This is a genomic window from Delftia sp. S65, assembly GCF_016516495.1.
In the GTDB taxonomy this organism is placed as follows: domain Bacteria; phylum Pseudomonadota; class Gammaproteobacteria; order Burkholderiales; family Burkholderiaceae_C; genus Comamonas; species Comamonas acidovorans.
In genome coordinates, this window is the sequence record NZ_JACVUR010000056.1 from 15,139 (window position 1) to 33,982 (window position 18,844).

Consider the following 18,844-nt stretch of genomic DNA (forward strand, 5'->3'; position numbering starts at 1 on the left):
AGCATGAGTGCGTGCGGTAAACATTCAAGGCATGCGGTGACCGGGTCCGGTGCGCCGCTCCCGAAGACCAAGAACCGGAGACACCGATGCCCCCCTTTCTCCTGCTGCGCGCCACGCTGGCGGCCTTGTTGACCCTGCCGCTGGCCACCCTGGCCCAGCCGTCCTACCCGGCGCGCGCCATCACCCTGGTCGTTCCCTTTGCTCCCGGTGGCGGCACCGACAGCATTGCGCGCGACATCGCCAAGAACCTGGGCGAGCGCCTGGGCCAGCCCGTGGTGGTGGACAACCGGGGCGGTGCCGGTGGCGCCATTGGCGCAGCCGCCGTGGCCAAGGCGCCGGCCGATGGCTACACGCTGCTGTTCGCCACCTCCACCTTCATCACCAATGCCGCCGTGGAGGCCAAGCTGCCCTACGACCCGCTCAAGGACTTCGCGCCCGTGGCCATGATCGGCCGGGGGCCGCTGCTGCTGGTGGCCTCGCGCCAGGTGGGCGCCACCAGCGTGGCCCAGCTGGTGGCGGCGGCCAGGGCGCAGCCGCAGGGGCTGAACTATTGCTCGGCCGGCAACGGCAGCATCAACCACCTGGCCGGCGAGATGTTCCGCCAGCGCGCAGGACTGGAGCTCACGCATGTGCCCTTCAAGGGCAGCGGCCCGGCCACGGTGGAGCTGCTGGCCGGCCGCGTGGACCTGTTCTTTGCCACCGTGCCCACCATCCTGGCCCAGGTGCGCGAGGGCAAGCTGCCGCTGCTGGCCGTCACCAGCGCGCGGCGCTCGCCGCTGTTTCCCGACACGCCCACGGTGGCCGAGGCAGGCCTGCCCGGCTTCGAGGTCGGCACCTGGTGGGGCGTGCTGGCGCCGGGCAAGACGCCCAAAGCCATCGTCGATGCGCTCAACCGCGCCGTCAACGAAGCCGCCGCCGCCGAACCCATGCCCGGCCGACTGGAGCACGAAGGCGCCAGCGCCGTGCGCCTGACGCCGGCCGCCTTCGGCGAGGAGCTGCGCAAGGAACTGGCGCTGTGGCGCGGCATTGCCGCCAAATCAGGGCTGCAGCACAAATGACGGCAGGGGCGCCGGCCGGTGTCCCTTCATCACACCCCTCCCCCAACACCTCTCAACACAGTCTGGAAAACGCTTCATGAAAATCATTGTTCTGCCCGGCGACGGCATCGGCCCGGAAACCATGGCGGCCACCGTGCAGGTGCTGCAGGCCGCATCCCGGCGCTTCGGCCTGGGCCTGGTGCTGGAGCACGATGTGGCCGGCCACGAAAGCCTGCGCCGCCACGGCGCTACGGTTACGCCCGCCCTGCTCGACAAGGTGCGGGCCGCCGACGGCCTGATGCTCGGCCCCATGGCCACCTACGACTTCAAGGACGAGGCCAGGGGCGAGATCAACCCCTCCAAGTTCTTCCGCAAGGAGCTGGACCTGTACGCCAACATCCGCCCCGCGCGCACCTATCCGGGCATGGAGCAGAAGGTGGGCGCGTTCGATCTGGTGGTGGTGCGCGAGAACACCGAGGGCTTTTACGCGGACCGCAACGTGGAGTCGGGCGGCAGCGAGATGCTGATCACGCCCGATGTCGTGGTCTCGCTGCGCCGCATCACGCGCCTGTGCTGCGAGCGCATCGCGCGCAGCGCCTTCGAGCTGGCCATGGCGCGCCGCCGCCATGTGAGCATCGTGCACAAGGCCAATGTGCTCAAGCTGGGCGACGGCATGTTCATCGACGTCTGCCACGAAGTGGCGCGCGACTTCCCCGAGGTGCAGGTCGATGACTTCATCGTGGACGCCATGATGGCCCACGTGGTCCGGGCGCCGCAGCGCTTCGACGTGATCGTCACGACCAACATGTTCGGCGACATCCTGTCGGACCTGACGGCCGAGCTGTCGGGCAGCCTGGGCCTGGGCGGCTCGGTGAATGCGGGCCGGGACCACGCCATGGGCCAGGCCGCACATGGCTCGGCGCCTGACATTGCGGGGCAGGACATTGCCAACCCGTTCTCGCTGATCCTGTCGGCCGGCCAGCTGCTGGGCTGGCATGGCCAGCGCCGGGGACTGCAGGCCTTCGAGGCGGCGGCGCACGCCATCGAGGAGGCCGTTGTGGCCGCCATCCAGGCGGGCGAGTGCACGCGCGACGTGGGCGGCCGCCTGGGCACGGCCGCCACGGGCGACGCCTTTGCAAGACGCCTGGGCTGAGCCCGGGGCTCAACCCCGCCTGCGCGCCGCCAGCCCCTGCACCACGGCCGCCAGCCGGTCGATTTCCTCGGTGGTGTTGTAGAAGGCCAGCGAGGGCCGCACCGTGGTCTCCACGCCGAAGCGCCTGAGGATGGGCTGGGCGCAGTGGTGGCCGGTGCGCACTGCGATGCCTTCGGCGTTGAGCGCCTCGCCTACCTCGGCCGTGGTCCAGCCCTTGAGCACGAAGGACAGCACGCTGGCCTTGTCGGCTGCCGTGCCGATCAGGCGCAGGCCGGGGATGGGCGCCAGCGCCTGCGTGCCGTACTGCAGCAGATCGTGCTCGTAGCGCGCGATGCGCTCCATGCCCAGGGCCTGCACGTAGTCGATGGCGGCGCCCAGGCCCACGGCGTCGGCAATGTTGCCGGTGCCCGCCTCGAAGGTGTTGGGCAGGGGCTGGTAGACGGTTTTCTCGAAGGTCACGTCGGCAATCATGTTGCCGCCGCCCTGCCAGGGCGGCATGTCCTCCAGCACCTCGCGCCGTCCCCAGACCACGCCGATGCCCGTGGGGCCGAAGACCTTGTGGCCCGAGAACACGAAGAAGTCCGCACCGATGGCCTGCACGTCCACGGCCATGTGCGAGACCGACTGCGCGCCATCGACCAGGGCCCGGGCGCCCGCCTGGTGGGCCAGCTCCACGATCTGCTGCACGGGCACGACCGTGCCCAGCGCGTTGGAGACCTGGGTGACGGAGACGATCTTGGTGCGCGGGTTCAGCAGCCTGCGGTATTCATCGATGAGCACCTGGCCCGAGTCGTCCACCGGGATCACGCGGATCTTCGCGCCCTTGGCGGCCGCCAGCTGCTGCCAGGGCACGATGTTGGCGTGGTGCTCCAGGTGGGAGACGATGATCTCGTCGCCCTCGCCCACATGCTGCCAGCCCCAGCTCTTGGCCACGAGGTTGATGGCCTCGGTGGTGCCGCGCACGAAGATGACCTCGTTCACGTCGGGCGCGTTGATGAAGCGGCGCACGCGCTCGCGCGCGCCCTCGTAGGCGTCGGTGGCGCGCGCGGCCAGTTCATGCGCGGCGCGGTGGATGTTGGAGTTCTCGTGCTCGTAGAAGTGGCGGATGCGCTCGATCACCGCGCGCGGCTTGTGCGTGGTGGCCGCGTTGTCCAGCCAGGCCAGGGGCTGGCCGTTGACGCGCTCGGACAGGATGGGAAAGTCCCTGCGCACGGCATGCACGTCGAAGGGCGCCTGCACGCCGGCCGCTCCATGCCTTGCCCCGTGCGAAGCCTGCTGGCGCTGCAGCGGATGGGCCGGCGTGGTGTAGCCGGCGGGCAGCACCACGGGATCGACAAAGTAAAAGCGCGGCTCGGCCGAAGGCACGGTGGACGCTATGCCGGGCCCTTCGGTGGGCACGCCGATGCGCGGCACGGCGGGTGACGCAGGTGCAGCAGGTGCCGTGAACGGGAGCGCGGCCAGCGCATCCAGCGGATCGCCCTGGCGCTGGGGCACGCCCAGCACCTGCGATCCCAGGCGCGGCTCGTAGGCGGGCAGGGCGCTCACGACATGGTCGGGCACGCCGTTGCCGGCCTGGGCATGGGGCAGCAGCGCGGGCGCGCGGTGGGCCAGCGAGGCCAGCGGCGCGGGCGAGGCCGGCAGCAGGTTGTTGCCCGGCGCCAGGCCCTGCGGGATGGGCGTGCCCGGCACGCCGGGGCCCAGGCCTGCGGGGCTGGCCAGCGGCGAGCCGGGCGGCGCCACGTTCACGGGGGCCTGCACGCCAGCAGGCAGGCCGGGAAGACCCGGAAGACCAGGCAGGGCAGGAGCCGATCCCGGTGCGGCGGAGAACAGGGCGTTGGCCATGCGCGCCAGCGCCTCGGGGTCGAAGGGCGCCTGGGGCGCCACGGAGGTGATTGCAGACACGGTCAACGCCCGGCCTCTTTACTTGTAGGTGTCGGGATAGTCGTGGTACTTGCCGATCTCGACATCGTCGAGCACGGCCAGCGCGTCGGGCGTGAGCACGGCCAGCGAGCAGTACAGCGAGATCAGGTAGGACGCGATGGCATGGTTGTTGATGCCCATGAAGCGCACCGACAGGCCCGGGCTCTGCTCGCCCGGCAGGCCGGGCTGGTACAGGCCGACCACGCCCTGGCGCTTGTCGCCTACGCGCAGCAGCAGGATCTTGCTCTTGCCATCGGCCACGGGCACCTTGTCCGAGGGGATCAGCGGAATGCCGCGCCAGGTGATGAACTGCGAGCCGAACAGGCTGACCGTGGGCGGCGGCGTGCCGCGGCGCGTGGCCTCGCGGCCGAAGGCGGCAATGGCCAGCGGATGGGTCAGGAAGAAGGCGGGCTCCTTCCAGACCTTGGTCAGCAGCTCGTCCAGGTCGTCGGGCGTGGGCGCGCCGGTCAGCGGGAAGATGCGCTGCTCGTCCGTGACCTGGGCCAGCAGGCCGTAGTCGGGGTTGTTGATCAGCTCGCTTTCCTGGTTCTCCTTGATGGTCTCGATGGTCAGGCGCAGCTGTTCCTTGATCTGGTCATGCGGGCTGCTGTAGAGGTCGGAGATGCGCGTGTGCACATCCAGGATGGTGGAGACGGCGTTGAGGAAGTACTCGCGCGGCTGCTCCTCGTAGTCCACATAGGTGCGCGGCAGCTGGTTGTCTTCCTGCTTGGCCGTGCAGGTGACCTTGATGGCCTCCGGGTTCTTGACGCGGTTGAGGCGGTAGATGCCCGCCTCCACCGGCGACCATTGCAGCAGGTGCGTCAGCCAGCGCGGGCTGATGGTCGAAAGCTGGGGAACGGTTTTGGTTGCGTTGGCCAGTTGCCGCGCGGCGTTGTCGCCTAGCGCGGTCGTGCCGCCCACTGTTGCCGACATGTGCAGACTCCGTGATCAGTTCAGGAAAAAGGGAAGGGGAAGGAGGGAAAACAGGGCCAGTGTCCCGGCCCGCGCACATGTCTTCAACATGCTATAGCCGCCAAGCGCAGGCCGCGCACCAGCTGGTCGTGGGCCACGGTCTCGCCGCGCATGACCAGGGCCGAGGGCTGCACGCCCAGCGAGACGGCCAGCTTCTCCACGGTCAGCAGCGAGGCGATGACGCGGCCGCGCTCTATCTCGCCCACGTAGGAGCGGTTCAGGTCCGAGTGCTCGGCCAGCCGCTCCTGCGACCAGCCATGGGCCTCGCGCGCCTGGCGCACGGCAATGCCGAAGCTGGTGACAAGCCGGGTGCTCATAGGGCCACCTCCCGGGGCTGCTGCGCGTGCTCGCGCGCATGGGCCTGGGTGACGTGGGCGCCGGGCGGCACGTCCTCGGTCACCCAGACATTGCCGCCGATGACGGCGCCGCGCCCCAGCGTGACGCGGCCCAGGATGGTGGCGCCCGCGTAGATGACCACGTCGTCCTCCACCACCGGATGGCGCGCCAGGCCCTTGCGCAGGTGGCCGTGCTCATCAGTGGGAAAGCGCTTGGCGCCCAGGGTGACGGCCTGGTACAGCCGCACGCGTTCGCCGATCACCGCGGTCTCGCCGATCACCACGCCCGTGCCGTGGTCCATGAAAAAGCCCCGCCCGATCTTCGCGCCCGGGTGGATGTCGATGCCCGTCTGCGCATGCGACAGCTCGGCCACGATGCGCGCCAGCAGCGGCTGCTCCAGCAGGTACAGCTGGTGGGCCAGGCGGTGGTGGATCATGGCCAGCACGCCCGGATAGCACAGCAGCACCTCGTCCACGCTGCGCGCGGCGGGATCGCCGTGGAAGGCGGCCAGCACATCGCTGTCGAGCAGGCGGCGGATCTGGGGCAGGGACTCGGCAAAGGCGCGTGCGATGTCCAGCGCCATGGCGTCGGCGCCCGCTGCCGTGTGGGGCGCGGACAGCCGCAGCTCCAGCCGTATCTGGCCCAGCAGCGCATGCAGGGCCGAGTCCAGCTGGTGGGCCACGAAGATGTCCTCGCTTTCCTGGCGCAGGTCGTGCGGGCCCAGGCGCATGGGAAACAGGGCTGCCTTGAGCTGGTCGATGAGGGTGGAAAGCGCGTCGCGCGAGGGAAACTCGCGCGCCCCGGGCTCCTGGGTGCGGCCGTGGGCCTCGCGCCATTCGCGGCGCGCCGCATGCAGGTTCTGGGTGAGTCCGGCAATGTCGAAACTGGCCATCTGCGTGCTCCTTCAGTCTTGAATCCAGGGCAGGCCGTGGAAGCGCCAGCCGTCGTTTTTGCCGCGCTGCTGCCGCGCGTCGATCTCGCCCTCGAAGCCTTCGAGCACGTTGAACACATGGGCGAATCCGGCCTGGGCGGCCGCCTGGGCCGCCAGCACCGAGCGCTTGCCGCTGCGGCACAGCAGCAGGGCCACGGCCTCCTTGCCGCCGTGCGGGGCCAGGCGCGCTTCCAGCTCGCGGGCAAAGCGCGGGTTGCGCGTCAGCGCCGTGCCCGTGGCCCAGGGCACGTGCAGGGTATCGGGCACCTGGCCGACGAACTTGCGTTCCTCGGCCGTGCGCACATCGACCAGCACGGCCTGGCCGGCCTGCACCAGCGCCCAGGCCACGGGCGGGCGCACGCCGCCTGCGTGGCCCAGCCCCTGTGCGCGGGCGTGTTCCTGCGCCTCTTCCAGAGCCTGGGGCAAGGCGGTTTCCAAAGTGAGGGCTGTCATGTCGTCGTCCTTGCGGAGAATTCGCGGGTTGGTGGCTATAGGCACCAATCTAAGAACTTCGCGGCAAGCCACCAACGAACAAGAGCGGCGTTTGATAGAAGCAAAACGTCTATGAAGGCGCCGCGTGGCGCCATGCCCGGTTCGGGCGATCAGGCCGTCAGCAGCCGCTGCAGCATCCACAGGTTCAGCGACACCACCAGGGCCGCGCAGCCCCACAGCACCGCCGACATCCTTGGGCCAAAGGCCAGCTCGCCCAGCGCCTTGCGCCGCGTGGTGAACAGCAGCAGCGGCACGATGGCAAACGGCAATTGCAGGCTCAGTACCACCTGGCTGAACACCAGCAGGGCGCTGGCGCCGGTGCTGCCGTACCAGGCGGTGGCCACCACGGCCGGCACGATGGCGATGCAGCGCGTCAGCAGGGCGCGCAGCGCGGGCGACAGGCGGATCTGCAAAAAGCCCTCCATCACGATCTGCCCGGCCAGCGTGCCCGTGACCGAAGAACTCAGCCCCGAGGCCAGCAGCGCCACGCCGAACACCGCGCTGGCGATGCCCACGCCCAGCAGCGGCGACAGCAGGTGGTAGGCGTCCGACAGCTCGGTCACCGGCGCCTGGCCGGGCCGGTTGAACGCACCGGCCGCCACCACCAAAATGGCGGCGTTCACGAACAGCGCCAGCCCCAGCGCCACCGTGGAGTCCAGCGTGGCCAGGCGGATGGCCTGGCGCGTGCCCTGGGGCGTGGTGTCATGCCGGCGTGTCTGCACGATGGACGAATGCAGGTAGAGGTTGTGCGGCATCACCGTGGCCCCCACGATGCCCACGGCCAGGTACAGCATCTGCGGATTGGCCACGATCTCCATGCCCGGCAGCAGGCCGCGCAGCACGGCCGCCACGGGCGGCTGCAGCCACACCAGCTGGGCGGCAAAGCACAGGCCGATCACGGCCACCAGGGCGATCACCACCGACTCCAGGCAGCGAAAGCCCCGGCTTTGCAGCGCCAGGATCAGCATCACATCCACCACCGTGATGCACACCCCAGCCACCAGCGGCAGGCCGAACAGCAGGTTCAGGCCGATGGCCATGCCCAGCACCTCGGCCAGGTTGCAGGCCACGATGGCGATCTCGCAGAAGAACCACAGCACCAGGTTGATGCGCGGGGAAAACTGCGCGCGGCAGGCCTGGGCCAGGTCCCGCCCGCTGGCCAGGCCCAGGCGCACGGCCGCCGCCTGGAACAGCATGGCCATCAGGTTGGAGGCAAAGATCACCGCCAGCAGCGAGTAGCCGAACTGCGAGCCGCCCGCGATGGAGGTGGCCCAGTTGCCCGGGTCCATGTAGCCCACGGCCACCATGTAGCCGGGCCCGGCAAACGCCAGCACGCGGCGCGCGTTGTCCGAGCGGCTGGCGCCGCGCGGCACGGCAATGCTGCGATGCACCTGCGGCAGGCTGGGCGTGCCCGCGTGGCCGTGGTCCGGCTCGATGGCGCCGAAGCGGCCCTGTTCGGCCGCAAGCACGGTGTCGTTCATGGGGGCCTTTCCGCCGGCGGGGGGCACGCGGTTGCAGGGGGGATGCCTATCGGGCCGTCGGCACCAGGCCGCTGGCGGGCGCAATGGCTGCGGCGGCGGGTGCGGCATCAGTGCCTGCGCCGCGCCACAGCGCCACGAGATCTCCGGTCACGATGACCGCGCCGGCCAGCAGAATCAGGCTGCCCACGCAGCGGCGCGCCACGGTGGCAGGTTTCAGGCGCCGCGGCGTGCGGCCCGGCGTGCTGGCCGGCGTGCGGGGGGCGGATGAGGAAGGCAGAAGGGACATCATGGCAACTCCTTGGCAGGGGAACGCTTGTCTCGGGCCAGCCCCGGGGAAGCCCGCCTGCCCCGGCCGGTGCGGGGCAGGCGGGCGGTCCGCGTCAGGCGTAGGCGCTGCTCATCACCAGCGAGCCGTTCACGCCGGCCGGGAAGAAGCCGCCCTTGGTCGCCGTGTCCTTGGTCAGGTACACGATGTTCAGCACGTCGCCCGGCGAGCGGCTGAAAGCGATGCCGTTGGAATCCAGCGGCACGATGTTGGACGTGGTGGCATCCCCCGTGATGCCCTGGTCCACGTCGGTGGAGCCATCCAGGCTCTCGCGCGCATCCGAGATGGCGCCGGCCGCCGTGCGCAGCGCGGGCGTGGCCAGTCCCTTGGCGTACAGCACCGTGCGCACCAGACCTGCGTGGTAGGCCTCGGCGGCCAGGATGCCGGCGGCTGCCTCCAGATAGGTCTTGTTGGTGATCAGCGGCGATGCGCCCTTGTAGGCGGTGACGCCCACGTCCTCGAAGATGAAGGCCCCCAGCAGGAAGTTCTCGTCACTCGCATAGGGATCGAAGGCCGTGCCCGCGCCCACCAGCCCGGCCGCTCGCGCCGCCACCGAGAAGGCTCCGTTCGGGTCGGTTCCGCCGATGTCGATCTGCGGCTGCGCCACCGCGGCCGAGCCCAGCGCCGCTCGCAGGAAGGCCACGTGGGCAATCTCGTCCTGGGCGATCTCCTTGGCGTACTGCGCCACCACGGGGTCCTTGAAGGCCACGGCACGGCCGCCCGTGATGGCGCCCTGCGTGCCCACGCCCGACTGCAGGTTGGCGGGCAGGCCGGTGCCGAACACCGCGTAGTGATAGAACTGCGACTCCAGATACTCCAGGTTGAGGGCGAAGTTCAGGATCTCCGCATCCGTGGGCCCGTTGGCCTGCGCATTCGCATCGCCTCCGCCGCCGCCGCAGGCGGACAGGATCACCCCGCCCGCCATGCCCACGGCCACGCCGCTGGTCTTGCGGAAGAACTGGCGCCTGTCCTCCAGCTTCTTGGCACGTTTTTGCAAAACCCCGATCAACACTGATTCGTCGGACATGATGGTTCCTCTCGGTTCGCGGCAGGCGCGAACGGTCAACGTGAAGAATGCGCCTCCGGCCGAAAGCACACGGGTGTGGCGAAAGCGCGTTCCACTGAAGAGGTGGCCACCTGCTCCAGGGGAATGGGATGCGTCCCCGCTATCCGGCAATACGCAGGCCGCGCAGGTCTGGATGTGCCGCAATTGAAAGCGCAGGTAACGGTTTGCGGATGCAGCCGTTTCTTTTTCTTTTTTGAATCCAGACCCCGCTGCGCTGCGTATCCAGATCAGCCGGAATCGTTCGGCTTGTCATCAACCCGCTAGGAGCATTCCATGGTCTCGATTCAAAACACCCGCAAGCTGGCCTCGTTCGGCCTGGCCATCGTGATGTCGGCTGCCTCCGTGGCCGCCATGGCCGATGTGATGGTGGGCGGCGCACCCATGCTGCCGTCCAAGGACATCATCGACAACGCCGTCAACTCCAAGGACCACACCACCCTGGTCGCAGCCGTCAAGGCGGCGGGCCTGGTCGATACGCTCAAGGGCCCGGGCCCGTTCACCGTGTTCGCGCCCACCAATGCCGCCTTCGAGGCCCTGCCCGCAGGCACGGTGGACACCCTGCTCAAGCCCGAGAACAAGGGCACGCTGACCACCGTGCTGACCTACCACGTGGTGGCCGGCAAGTGGGATGCAGCGGCGCTGTCCAAGATGATCAAGGACGGCAAGGGCATGGCCAGCATCAAGACCGTCAGCGGCGGCACGCTGGTGGCCAAGTCCAGCGGCTCCAAGATCATGCTGACCGATGAAAAGGGCGGCACGGCCACGGTGACCATCCCCGACGTCTACCAGTCCAACGGCGTGATCCACGTGATCGACAAGGTGCTGCTGCCCAAGTGAGCGGCACAGGCAGCGAGCGGGCCGGCCACTGACCGCCGTGGTCAGTGGCCGGAGCCTTGCGCCTTCGCCATGCGCCTTGCGGGCGCCCCGCCGGAGGGCGCGCCGCCATAGGTCGATCCCGCATAGATGGCCGCCAGCGTCAGCGCCATGCCGGCCAGCGCCATCGGCGTGGGCCGGGCGGTGAAGAACAGCACGTCGATGGCATAGGTGCCTATGGGTTCGGCCAGCAGGATGAGGCCGGCCAGCGAGGCCTTCACATGCGGCACGGCCGTGCTCACCATGAGCCAGGCCACGCCCTGCACCAGCAGGCCGTACAGCAGCAGCGTGCCGAAATCGGCCGCACTGGCAATGGCCAGCGATTCGCCCTCCAGCCACGCGGCTGCCAGCAGGCAGGGCGCGGCAGCGGCGCACAGCACGGCCATGTTGACGGCCGGGTGCGTAGCGTGCGGCGGGGTCTGCCCCTTCTTGATGAAGACCACGCACAGCGCATAGGCCGCAGCCGATGCCAGGCCCAGGGCCACGCCCAGCCAGTGCTCGGACGCCGAATCCGGGCCTGAGGCCACGGGCAGGCCCGCACCCGACACCATGAGGATGCCGGTGGCCGCCAGCACCAGCGCCACGAAGTAGACGACCGTGATGCGCTCGCGGAACACCGCCCAGGCCAGCCCCGCCAGAAAGAACGACTGGCAGTTGGTCAGGATGGCGCCCAGGCCCGGCCCCACCATGCGTATGCTCTTGTGCCACCAGTACAGGTCCAGCGCCAGTGCGGCGCCGGCCAGGCAGGCGTACAGCAGGGCCTGGCGCGTCATGCGCCAGCGCAGGCCCCGCCACAGGGCAAAGCCGGCCAGCCCCAGGCCGCCCAGCAGCATGCGGTAAAAGCCCATGGCGCTGGTGCCCATGCTGCTGAAAGCCACGGCCACGCCGGACAGGCTCAGGATCAGCCCGCCCACGGCCAGCAGCGCCAGGTAGCTTGTCTTTCCGTTCATGCGCCTGGCCCCGTCACGCTTGCCGGTCGGCGGCATTGCGCCGCCGGTATTCGAGCTGGCGCGCCGTCTCGGTCGCGATCTCCGCGCCCAGCAGGCGCTCCACCAGGTGCAGGGCCATGTCGATGCCCGCCGCAAACCCGCCCGAGGTGACGATGGCGCCCTCGTCGATCCACAGCCTGTCGGCGCTCACGCGGGCAGCCGGCGCAATGGCGCGCAGGTCTTCCGTGTCCTCGAAGTGCGTGGTGGCCTCGCGCTGGTCCAAGAGCCCTGCCCTCCCCAGCAGGAAGGAGCCCACGCAGACGGAGCCCGTCACCTCGCTGCTGCCGGCCACCTGCCGCAGCCAGGCGGCAACCTCGGGCGCGGCCAGCTCGGCCTGCAGGGCGCCGCCGGCCACGATCACCAGGTCCAGCGGGGGATGGTCCTGCAGGCTGGCCTGTGCCTGTATGCCCACGCCTTCGCGGGTGCGCACGGCGGCGCCGCTGCGGCTGATCACCACGGGCTGAAACGGGGGCGAGGCCGCCAGCCCGCGCCGCACCGCTACGCGCGCGGCCACGTCGAACACCTGCAAAGGCCCTGCAAACTCCAGCAGCACCACGCCATCAAAGACGAAAAATCCAACGGTCCTTGTCTTCATCCACCACTCCTGTCTGTCGAGGAGTGGCAGCTTAGGCAGGCCGCAGCGCGCGGTCTTGGACGGAATTGATCAGGCCGGGCCGCTCAAGGCCGCTCAGGGCCGCTCAAGGCCGCTCAGGGCCGCTCAAGGCCGCATGGCCTGGCGGTACTGCGAAGGCGCCACGCCATGCGCGCGGCGGAACCAGTTGGAGAAATGGCTCTGGTCGTAGAAGCCCAGCGACAGTGCCACCTCGCTCAGCGCCAGCGTGCCGCGCAGCAGGCCGCGGGCGCTTTCGGCGCGGCGGGCCTGGTGGTAGGCATGGGGCGTGATGCCGTAGCGGCGGCTGAAGCTGCGGATGGCGTGCTCGGGACTGAGCCCGCAGACGGCGGCCAGCCGCGCGGCGCCCAGCTCCTGGTCCGCATGGGCGTCGATGAACTCGCGCAGCAGCGCCGCGCTGGCGCCATCGGGCGCATGCGGCCGGCCGGGGCTGTGCACCACGCGGCGCAGCAGCGCCAGCAGGGCCTGGTCGGCGGCCAGGCCGTCCTGCGGGCCTTGCAGCAACTGCCGGGCGCAGGCCCGGGTCTGCGGGTCGCGCAGGCTGACGGCGTCGAACCAGCCATCGCGCACGCCCAGCAGCGCGTGCATGCGGGCGGGCTCGACATGCAGCATGTCGTAGGTCCAGCCCTGCTCGCCGCCCGGGCGCCCGTCGTGGATCTCACCGGCGTTGAACAGCGCGATATCGCCACCCGTGAACTCGCGCTCGGCGCCCCGGCTCCAGCACAGCTCGCGCCCGCCGTGGATGACGGCAATGCCCATGGTGTCGTGGAAGTGGCGCGGATAGCGGTGCTGCACGGCATGGCCGCTGAGAATCTCCACGCCGCCCAGCGCGCAGTGGCGGCGGTAGGTCAGGGCGCGTTGCGGGCGCTTGCCGGGTATGGGCGCGGCCATGGCCGGTCTCAATCCGCGCAGGGGGCCGCTGCCGGCGTCCTGGCCTGCGCGGCCAGCTTGGACAGCCGCCAGCGCGTCAGGTCGTCCGCGCCGGGGCCGGCCTCCACGCGCAGCTCGGAAAAGGGCACGCTCTGGCCCGATTCCTCCTCCACCAGCGCCAGCCGCAGGGGCGTGCCCGATTGCGCGCGCACAAAGCGCATGGGCGGCTGGGCCTGCTGCTGCAGGCGCCACCGGTCGCCGACCTGGGCCAGCGCCTGGATCACCAGGGACAGGTCGCGGCCCTTGGGCGTGAGCAGGTACTCATAGCGGTCCGGGCCGCTTTGGTAGAGGCGGCGCTCGACCAGGCCGGTCTGCTCCAGCTGGCGCAGGCGGTCGGTCAGCGTGGCATTGGTGATGTCCGTGGACTTTCTCAGGTCGTCATAGCGGCTCAGGCCCAGCATCAGGTCGCGCAGCACCAGCATGGCCCAGCGGTCGCCTACGGCCTCCAGCGCGGTGGCGATCGAGCAGGCCATGCCCTCGAAGCTCTTGGATCGCATGGGGTTTCCCTTGTGTGTTCGCGGTTGTCGCAGGCCTGGAGTGTCTCAGCAAAACGCAAGCCCGGCCCGCAAAGGTGGATTGCGCGCTTGTAACTCTAATGATTGGAGTTTATATTTGGAGCCACTATCAACTACGGCTTTTCAAGCAAGGACTTCCTTCATGAGCACGCATCAAGGCACCGCCATCGTCACTGGCGCCTCATCCGGCATTGGCGCCGTCTACGCAGACCGCCTGGCCGCCAGGGGCCATTCCCTGATCCTGGTGGCCCGCCGCGAGGACCGGCTGCAGGCGCTGGCGCAGCGCCTGCGCAGCGCGCATGGCCGCGAGGTCGAGGTGGTGGCCGCCGACCTGGCCGACGCCGCCGGCCTGCAGCGCGTGGCGGCGCTGCTGTCGGGTGAGCGTGACATCCGCATGGTGGTGAACTGCGCCGGCCTGGGAGCCCTGGGCCCGGCCGCCCAGGTGGATGCAGGCGAGGTCGATCGCATGGTCATGGTCAACATCCATGCGCTGACGCGGCTGTCGCTGGCGGCGGCGCGGCTTTTCGCCACGCGCGGCCGGGGCACGCTGATCAACATCGGCTCCATCCTGGCCGTGATGCCCGTGCCGGGCGCCTCCAGCTACGGCGCCTCCAAGGCCTATGTGCTGAACTTCACGCGCTCGCTGCAGGCCGAGCTCGCTTCCAGCGGCGTCATGGTGCAGGCGGTGATGCCCAGCCTGGTGCACTCCGAATTCTTCGGCGGCAAGCCCGCGCCGTTCCCCGAGCACCTGTTCATGTCGCCCGAGTCCTTGGTGGATACGGCCCTGGTCGCACTCGACCAGGGCGAGGCCATCTGCTTTCCCACGCTGGGCAGCACGACCGCCTGGCTGGACTTTGACCAATCGCGCGCCAATCTCGTCAAGGCGCTGACGCTCAGCGGCGTGCCGGCAGCGCGCTACCAGGGCGCGGATGCAGGCCAGCCCGCCTGACGCCTGACGGCCCGCCGCGTCGCCAGCCCGGATTTCCCGAAACCCCTTCTTTTTTGCTCCCGGAGAAAACCATGCCCCTGTGGAAGATCTACCACCCCGAAAACGCCTTCAGCGATGAAGACAAACAGGCCATCGCCCAGCGCATCACGGCCGTCTACGGCGACCTGCCGCGCTTTTACGTGGGCGTGGTGTTCGAGGCCGTCGCGCGCACTTCGTTCTTCATCGGCGGCGAGCCTGCGGATGATTTCGTGCGCATCTCCGTGGACCACATCGCGCGGCAGATACGCGACGAGGAGACCAAGACACGGTTCCTCGAAGGCGTGCGGCGGCAGCTGTCCCCCTTCATCGCCGACCGGGGCCTGCGCTGGGAGATGCATGTGGACGAGACGCCCTTCAGCCTGTGGAGCATCCAGGGCCTGCGCCCGCCCGTGCCAGGCACGCCCGAGGGGGAGAAGTGGCGCCTGGACAATCGGCCCTCTCCCCTCTGAGGACCTGCCTGCATATCAGCGCAGCGACAGTCCCGCCGACTGGATCGCGCGGGCGTAGCGCGGGCGCTCGCTTTGCAGGCTCTGGCCCAGGTCGGCCGGGGAGCCGCCCGCCACCTTGAAGCCCATGTGCTCCAGCTGCGCGCGCACATCGGGCGCCTGCAGCACGGTCTGCAGGTCGCGGTTGATCTTGGCGACGATGGGCGCGGGCGTGCCGGCCGGCGCGAAGTAGCCCTGCCAGCTCTCCACCGAGAAGCCGGGCACGCCGGCCTCGGCCATGGTGGGCACCTGGGGCAGGGCGTCGGAGCGGTAGGGCGTGGTCACGGCCAGGGCGCGCAGCTTGCCGGCGCGCACGTACTCGGTCACGGCGGCCAGCGTGATCAGCGTGGCGTCGGTATGGCCGCCCAGCACGTCCAGCGAGGCGGGGCCACCGCCCGGGTAGGGGATGTAGTTGACCTTGGCGCCCGTCTCCTGCGTGAGGATTTCATGCGCCACATGGGCAATGCCGCCATTGCCGGGCAGGCCCAGGCTGATGCTCTGCGGCTTGGCCTTGGCGCGGGCCAGGTAGTCGCCCAGCGTGTTCAGGCCCGTGCCGGGGTTGACCACCAGCACCTGCGGATTGACCACGGCCTTGATGATGGGCGTGAAGGCCTTTTGCGTGTCGTAGGGCAGCTGGGCGAACAGCAGGCCGTTGAGTGTGAGGCCCTCGCCCTGCTGCAGCAGGGTGTAGCCGTCGGGCGCGGCCTTGGCCACCTTGGCCGCGCCGATGGTGCCGCTGGCCCCGGCCACGTTCTCCACCACCACGGACTGGCCCCACAGCGCGGCCAGCTTGTCGGCCAGCGTGCGCGTGAGCTTGTCGGCGCTGCCCCCGGGCGCCACGGGCACGATGATGCGCACCGGCTTGTTCGGAAAGCTGTCGGCCGAGGCCAGGGCCGCCGGCGCGTGCAGGGCCAGGGCGGAGAACAGGGGAAGCAGCAGCGCGCGCAGCGCAGACGGGGTGCGGATCATGGGAGTGCCGGAGTGCAGAGAGTCGATGCCCGCAGTCTGGGAGGCTCCTGGCGCGGCGTGAACTAAGCATTGCGGCTATGCATATGCGGCTGCCGCACAACGTGCGTCACGCTTGCGCCACGCATGCGCGCGCAGTGCCCAAAGCTCATATCCATATCTGCAATGCGTCGTTGGCGCCAGGGCGGGAGAGGCCTAACTTCGTGTCCTCCCGCGAACGTCCTCCCAGGCACTCCCATGACACAGACCCACCTCTCCATCGACTTCAGCGGCAGCGACGTGGCCAGCCGCCGCGCAGCCGCCATCACCGGCTTCATCGCCACGGCCCGGCACCTGCTCCCCGATCCCGAGCGGGCCACGCCCGAGCAACTGCAGGCCGTGGCCCGCGAGCTGGAGGCGCTGGGCCTGCAGCGCGAACTGTTCCCGCACGCGCACTTCCCCGTCTCGGCCAGCAACCCGGCCCAGGTCTACCGGCTCAGCGAAGACCTGGGCGGGCGCTATGCGCTGTACCTTTCCACCGGCCTGCCGGGCAAGTCCCAGCCGCCGCATGACCACACCACCTGGGCCATCATCGCGGGCGTCGAAGGCGTGGAGCGCAACGTGTTCTTCACGCGCGGCAAGACCGACGACCCGCTGCGCGACACCCTGGCGGTGGGGCGCAGCGTCGATGTGGGCAGCGGAACCTCGGTGGTGCTCACGCCCACCGACGTGCACACCATCGAGCTGATCGGCGAGGAACCCGGCCTGCACCTGCATTTCTACGGGCGCGGCCTGGAGCGCATGCCCGAGCGCGTGGTCTTCGAGAGCCTGGAGGGCGGCAGCTTCCGCACCTTCGGCCCGCCCAAGTCCATTCGCCATGCGCTGGTCACACCGGCCGCTCTTCGGCAGGCCCTGGCCGACGGCGAGGAAATCGCCGTGCTCGACGTGCGCGAGGCCGGTGTCTTCGCACACCGCCACATCCTGTTCGCGGCGCCCGCCCCGGCCTGGCGTCTGGAGCAGCTCATCGACCGCCTGGTGCCGCGCCGCGGCACGCGCATCGTGCTGGTGGATGGCGACGGCACGCTGGCCCATGAAGCCGCCGCCAAGCTCGTGCGCCTGGGCTGGCCCAATGTCTCCGTGCTGGAAGGCGGCACCGAAGGCTGGGCGGCCGAGGGGCTGGAAATCTTCAGCGGCACCAACGTGCCCAGCAAGGCCTTTGGCGAAGTCATCGAGCATGAAAAGCACACGCCCTGGATCACCTCGGACGAGCTGGGCGCGCGCGTGCAGCGCGGCGACAATATCGTCGTCGTCGACAGCCGCACGCCCGAGGAATTCGCGGCCTTCAGTCTGCCCTTCGCGCTCAGCGTGCCGGGGGCCGAACTGGTCTACCGCATCGGCGAAATCGCCCCGGACCCGCAAACCCTGGTCGTCGTCAACTGCGCGGGCCGCACGCGCTCCATCGTGGGCGCGCAGACCCTGATCGACGCCGGCATCCCCAACCAGGTCGTCTCGCTGCGCAACGGCACCATGGACTGGCTGCTCACCGGCCGCAGGCTGGCCCATGGCCGCCGCACCCCGCTGCCCGAGCCCGGCGCCGTCGCCCTGGCCACCGCACGCGAACGCGCAGCCAGCGTGGCACAGCGCGCAGGCGTGCAATCCATTGATGCGGCCGAACTGGCCCGCTTCGAGTCCGAAGCCACCGAACGCACGCTCTACCGCTTCGACGTGCGCACCCGCGAGGAATACCAGGCCGGCCACCTGCCCGGCTGGCGCTGGGCGCCGGGCGGCCAACTCGTGCAGGCCACCGACGAATACGCGGCCACGCGCGGCGCACGCATCGTGCTGGCCGACTGGGACGGCGTGCGCGCCCTCACCACCGGCGCCTGGCTGGCCCAGCTGGGCTGGGAAGTCTTCACCTACGTTCCGCCCGCGCTGGCCACCCTGGAGGTCGGCGCCGAACCCGTGCGCGTGCTCGCCTCCCACGCGCCTGCGCCCCAGCTGTCCGTGCAGCAGGCGCAGGAACTGCTGGGCGAAGGCCGGGCCATCGTCTTCGACGTGGACAGCCGGCCCGCCTTCGAGAAGCAGCACATCGCCGGTGCGCGCTTTGCCGTGCCTGATCGTCTGCCCTCCTTCGTGCAGGCCCTGCCGCCGGCCCAGGTCGTGGTGCTGACCTCGCCGGACGGCGTGCTGGCGCGCAGCGTGGCGGCCGAACTGGCGGCGCGCACCGGGCGCGATGTGCGTTCCGTCGTCGGTGGCACGTCTGCCTGGGCTACTGCGGGCCTACCTTTAGGGCAGGGAGATGCGGATGTGCTGACGGGGGATGATGACCAGTGGTACAGCCCTTATGCGCATCGGGATCTGGGGTTGAGGGATGCGGGGTTTCGGGCTTATCTGGATTGGGAGTTGGGGTTGGTGGGGCAGTTGGAGAGGGATGGGTGGGCTGCTGAGATTCGGCTGGTGCCTGTCTGAGTTGCTTTTTTTGTCCCTGCCGGGTGGTTGTTTTTCGAGGCCGGGTCTCGGCCCGGCAGCCGACTCCCTTTCTTATCGCGCGATAAGAAAGGAAGCAAAGAAGCGCGCCCCGCACTGCCCACGACCCTTCGCTTCGCTGCGGGCGACCTGCGTTGGGCAGAAGGGGGGAGGCTGAGGGGTAGCCAACAGCCAACAGCCGGCGCCATCACTGCGTTCGGCTTCAAACCAGGGGCCGAGCGAAGCGAAGGCCCGGGCAAACTCCCCGTATGTCAGCGCCTGCGGCGTGGTGGTTGCGGGGTTGCAGTC

19 protein-coding genes are annotated in these 18,844 nt (G+C 69.8%); 6 read left to right on the forward strand and 13 right to left on the reverse strand.

Annotated features, from left to right (window positions below):
- Positions 1 to 86 precede the first annotated feature (86 nt).
- On the forward strand, positions 87 to 1,058 hold the full coding sequence (locus IAE24_RS27270; RefSeq protein ID WP_063328422.1) for a tripartite tricarboxylate transporter substrate binding protein: 972 nt from the start codon (positions 87 to 89) through the stop codon (positions 1,056 to 1,058).
- 76 nt (positions 1,059 to 1,134) lie between these two features.
- The gene (locus IAE24_RS27275; RefSeq protein WP_063328421.1) at positions 1,135 to 2,190 is read left to right on the forward strand and encodes an isocitrate/isopropylmalate dehydrogenase family protein; all 1,056 of its coding nucleotides are present in this window, start codon (positions 1,135 to 1,137) and stop codon (positions 2,188 to 2,190) included.
- A 9-nt stretch (positions 2,191 to 2,199) separates the two neighbouring features.
- Here the strand turns inward: IAE24_RS27275 and IAE24_RS27280 are convergent, their stop codons facing one another.
- The 8 genes from IAE24_RS27280 to IAE24_RS27315 form a co-directional block, all read right to left on the reverse strand.
- On the reverse strand, positions 2,200 to 4,098 hold the full coding sequence (locus IAE24_RS27280) for a family 2A encapsulin nanocompartment cargo protein cysteine desulfurase (RefSeq protein ID WP_199962235.1): 1,899 nt from the start codon (positions 4,096 to 4,098) through the stop codon (positions 2,200 to 2,202).
- A gap of 12 nt (positions 4,099 to 4,110) precedes the next feature.
- Positions 4,111 to 5,043 (reverse strand): family 2A encapsulin nanocompartment shell protein, encoded by a 933-nt coding sequence (locus IAE24_RS27285; protein ID WP_013800566.1) that lies wholly within the window; start codon positions 5,041 to 5,043, stop codon positions 4,111 to 4,113.
- Between the two features lie 83 nt (positions 5,044 to 5,126).
- A complete protein-coding gene (locus IAE24_RS27290) occupies positions 5,127 to 5,399 on the reverse strand; it encodes a helix-turn-helix domain-containing protein (protein ID WP_012207587.1) in 273 nt (90 codons plus the stop codon).
- Entirely contained in the window at positions 5,396 to 6,310 is a 915-nt protein-coding gene (epsC, locus tag IAE24_RS27295; RefSeq protein WP_012207586.1) for a serine O-acetyltransferase EpsC, read from the reverse strand. Before epsC ends, IAE24_RS27290 begins: the two co-directional genes overlap by 4 nt.
- Before the next feature lie 12 nt (positions 6,311 to 6,322).
- Positions 6,323 to 6,802 (reverse strand): rhodanese-like domain-containing protein, encoded by a 480-nt coding sequence (locus tag IAE24_RS27300; RefSeq protein WP_043790997.1) that lies wholly within the window; start codon positions 6,800 to 6,802, stop codon positions 6,323 to 6,325.
- Positions 6,803 to 6,951: 149 nt separating this feature from the next.
- Positions 6,952 to 8,322 (reverse strand): Nramp family divalent metal transporter, encoded by a 1,371-nt coding sequence (locus IAE24_RS27305; protein WP_198821095.1) that lies wholly within the window; start codon positions 8,320 to 8,322, stop codon positions 6,952 to 6,954.
- Between the two features lie 46 nt (positions 8,323 to 8,368).
- The gene (locus IAE24_RS27310; protein WP_198821097.1) at positions 8,369 to 8,611 is read right to left on the reverse strand and encodes a hypothetical protein; all 243 of its coding nucleotides are present in this window, start codon (positions 8,609 to 8,611) and stop codon (positions 8,369 to 8,371) included.
- Between the two features lie 91 nt (positions 8,612 to 8,702).
- On the reverse strand, positions 8,703 to 9,674 hold the full coding sequence (locus IAE24_RS27315) for a ferritin-like domain-containing protein (RefSeq protein WP_199962234.1): 972 nt from the start codon (positions 9,672 to 9,674) through the stop codon (positions 8,703 to 8,705).
- A gap of 312 nt (positions 9,675 to 9,986) precedes the next feature.
- On the opposite strand from IAE24_RS27315, the gene IAE24_RS27320 reads away from it, so the two are divergent.
- The gene (locus tag IAE24_RS27320; RefSeq protein WP_013800571.1) at positions 9,987 to 10,550 is read left to right on the forward strand and encodes a fasciclin domain-containing protein; all 564 of its coding nucleotides are present in this window, start codon (positions 9,987 to 9,989) and stop codon (positions 10,548 to 10,550) included.
- A gap of 41 nt (positions 10,551 to 10,591) precedes the next feature.
- On the opposite strand, the gene IAE24_RS27325 is transcribed toward IAE24_RS27320, so the two are convergent.
- From IAE24_RS27325 to IAE24_RS27340, 4 genes are all read right to left on the reverse strand, one after another.
- Positions 10,592 to 11,536: a DMT family transporter gene (locus IAE24_RS27325; RefSeq protein WP_099752836.1), complete on the reverse strand. Its 945-nt coding sequence runs from the start codon at positions 11,534 to 11,536 to the stop codon at positions 10,592 to 10,594.
- Between the two features lie 13 nt (positions 11,537 to 11,549).
- Entirely contained in the window at positions 11,550 to 12,170 is a 621-nt protein-coding gene (locus IAE24_RS27330; protein ID WP_199962233.1) for a GlxA family transcriptional regulator, read from the reverse strand.
- A 123-nt stretch (positions 12,171 to 12,293) separates the two neighbouring features.
- Positions 12,294 to 13,097: a helix-turn-helix domain-containing protein gene (locus IAE24_RS27335; RefSeq protein ID WP_063328413.1), complete on the reverse strand. Its 804-nt coding sequence runs from the start codon at positions 13,095 to 13,097 to the stop codon at positions 12,294 to 12,296.
- An 8-nt stretch (positions 13,098 to 13,105) separates the two neighbouring features.
- Positions 13,106 to 13,633, reverse strand: coding sequence for a winged helix-turn-helix transcriptional regulator (locus IAE24_RS27340; RefSeq protein ID WP_199962232.1), 528 nt, complete (start codon positions 13,631 to 13,633; stop codon positions 13,106 to 13,108).
- A gap of 160 nt (positions 13,634 to 13,793) precedes the next feature.
- On the opposite strand from IAE24_RS27340, the gene IAE24_RS27345 reads away from it, so the two are divergent.
- A complete protein-coding gene (locus IAE24_RS27345) occupies positions 13,794 to 14,600 on the forward strand; it encodes an SDR family NAD(P)-dependent oxidoreductase (protein ID WP_199962231.1) in 807 nt (268 codons plus the stop codon).
- A gap of 71 nt (positions 14,601 to 14,671) precedes the next feature.
- Positions 14,672 to 15,088, forward strand: a complete 417-nt coding sequence (locus IAE24_RS27350) for a tautomerase family protein (RefSeq protein ID WP_013800576.1) — start codon at positions 14,672 to 14,674, stop codon at positions 15,086 to 15,088.
- Between the two features lie 15 nt (positions 15,089 to 15,103).
- On the opposite strand, the gene IAE24_RS27355 is transcribed toward IAE24_RS27350, so the two are convergent.
- On the reverse strand, positions 15,104 to 16,093 hold the full coding sequence (locus IAE24_RS27355; RefSeq protein WP_013800577.1) for a tripartite tricarboxylate transporter substrate binding protein: 990 nt from the start codon (positions 16,091 to 16,093) through the stop codon (positions 15,104 to 15,106).
- A gap of 234 nt (positions 16,094 to 16,327) precedes the next feature.
- Between IAE24_RS27355 and IAE24_RS27360 the strand changes: the two genes are divergently transcribed.
- Positions 16,328 to 18,538 (forward strand): rhodanese-like domain-containing protein, encoded by a 2,211-nt coding sequence (locus IAE24_RS27360; protein ID WP_199962230.1) that lies wholly within the window; start codon positions 16,328 to 16,330, stop codon positions 18,536 to 18,538.
- The last annotated feature ends 306 nt before the right edge of the window (positions 18,539 to 18,844 follow it).

Bases quoted from the DNA above. Each gene is read 5' to 3' on its own strand.
- IAE24_RS27270 (WP_063328422.1), top strand. From the start codon at position 87: ATGCCCCCCTTTCTCCTGCTGCGCGCCACGCTGGCGGCCTTGTTGACC.
- IAE24_RS27275 (WP_063328421.1), top strand. From the start codon at position 1,135: ATGAAAATCATTGTTCTGCCCGGCGACGGCATCGGCCCGGAAACCATG.
- IAE24_RS27285 (WP_013800566.1), bottom strand. From the start codon at position 5,043: ATGTCGGCAACAGTGGGCGGCACGACCGCGCTAGGCGACAACGCCGCG.
- IAE24_RS27290 (WP_012207587.1), bottom strand. From the start codon at position 5,399: ATGAGCACCCGGCTTGTCACCAGCTTCGGCATTGCCGTGCGCCAGGCG.
- epsC (WP_012207586.1), bottom strand. From the start codon at position 6,310: ATGGCCAGTTTCGACATTGCCGGACTCACCCAGAACCTGCATGCGGCG.
- IAE24_RS27300 (WP_043790997.1), bottom strand. From the start codon at position 6,802: ATGACAGCCCTCACTTTGGAAACCGCCTTGCCCCAGGCTCTGGAAGAG.
- IAE24_RS27305 (WP_198821095.1), bottom strand. From the start codon at position 8,322: ATGAACGACACCGTGCTTGCGGCCGAACAGGGCCGCTTCGGCGCCATC.
- IAE24_RS27310 (WP_198821097.1), bottom strand. From the start codon at position 8,611: ATGATGTCCCTTCTGCCTTCCTCATCCGCCCCCCGCACGCCGGCCAGC.
- IAE24_RS27315 (WP_199962234.1), bottom strand. From the start codon at position 9,674: ATGTCCGACGAATCAGTGTTGATCGGGGTTTTGCAAAAACGTGCCAAG.
- IAE24_RS27320 (WP_013800571.1), top strand. From the start codon at position 9,987: ATGGTCTCGATTCAAAACACCCGCAAGCTGGCCTCGTTCGGCCTGGCC.
- IAE24_RS27325 (WP_099752836.1), bottom strand. From the start codon at position 11,536: ATGAACGGAAAGACAAGCTACCTGGCGCTGCTGGCCGTGGGCGGGCTG.
- IAE24_RS27330 (WP_199962233.1), bottom strand. From the start codon at position 12,170: ATGAAGACAAGGACCGTTGGATTTTTCGTCTTTGATGGCGTGGTGCTG.
- IAE24_RS27335 (WP_063328413.1), bottom strand. From the start codon at position 13,097: ATGGCCGCGCCCATACCCGGCAAGCGCCCGCAACGCGCCCTGACCTAC.
- IAE24_RS27340 (WP_199962232.1), bottom strand. From the start codon at position 13,633: ATGCGATCCAAGAGCTTCGAGGGCATGGCCTGCTCGATCGCCACCGCG.
- IAE24_RS27345 (WP_199962231.1), top strand. From the start codon at position 13,794: ATGAGCACGCATCAAGGCACCGCCATCGTCACTGGCGCCTCATCCGGC.
- IAE24_RS27350 (WP_013800576.1), top strand. From the start codon at position 14,672: ATGCCCCTGTGGAAGATCTACCACCCCGAAAACGCCTTCAGCGATGAA.
- IAE24_RS27355 (WP_013800577.1), bottom strand. From the start codon at position 16,093: ATGATCCGCACCCCGTCTGCGCTGCGCGCGCTGCTGCTTCCCCTGTTC.
- IAE24_RS27360 (WP_199962230.1), top strand. From the start codon at position 16,328: ATGACACAGACCCACCTCTCCATCGACTTCAGCGGCAGCGACGTGGCC.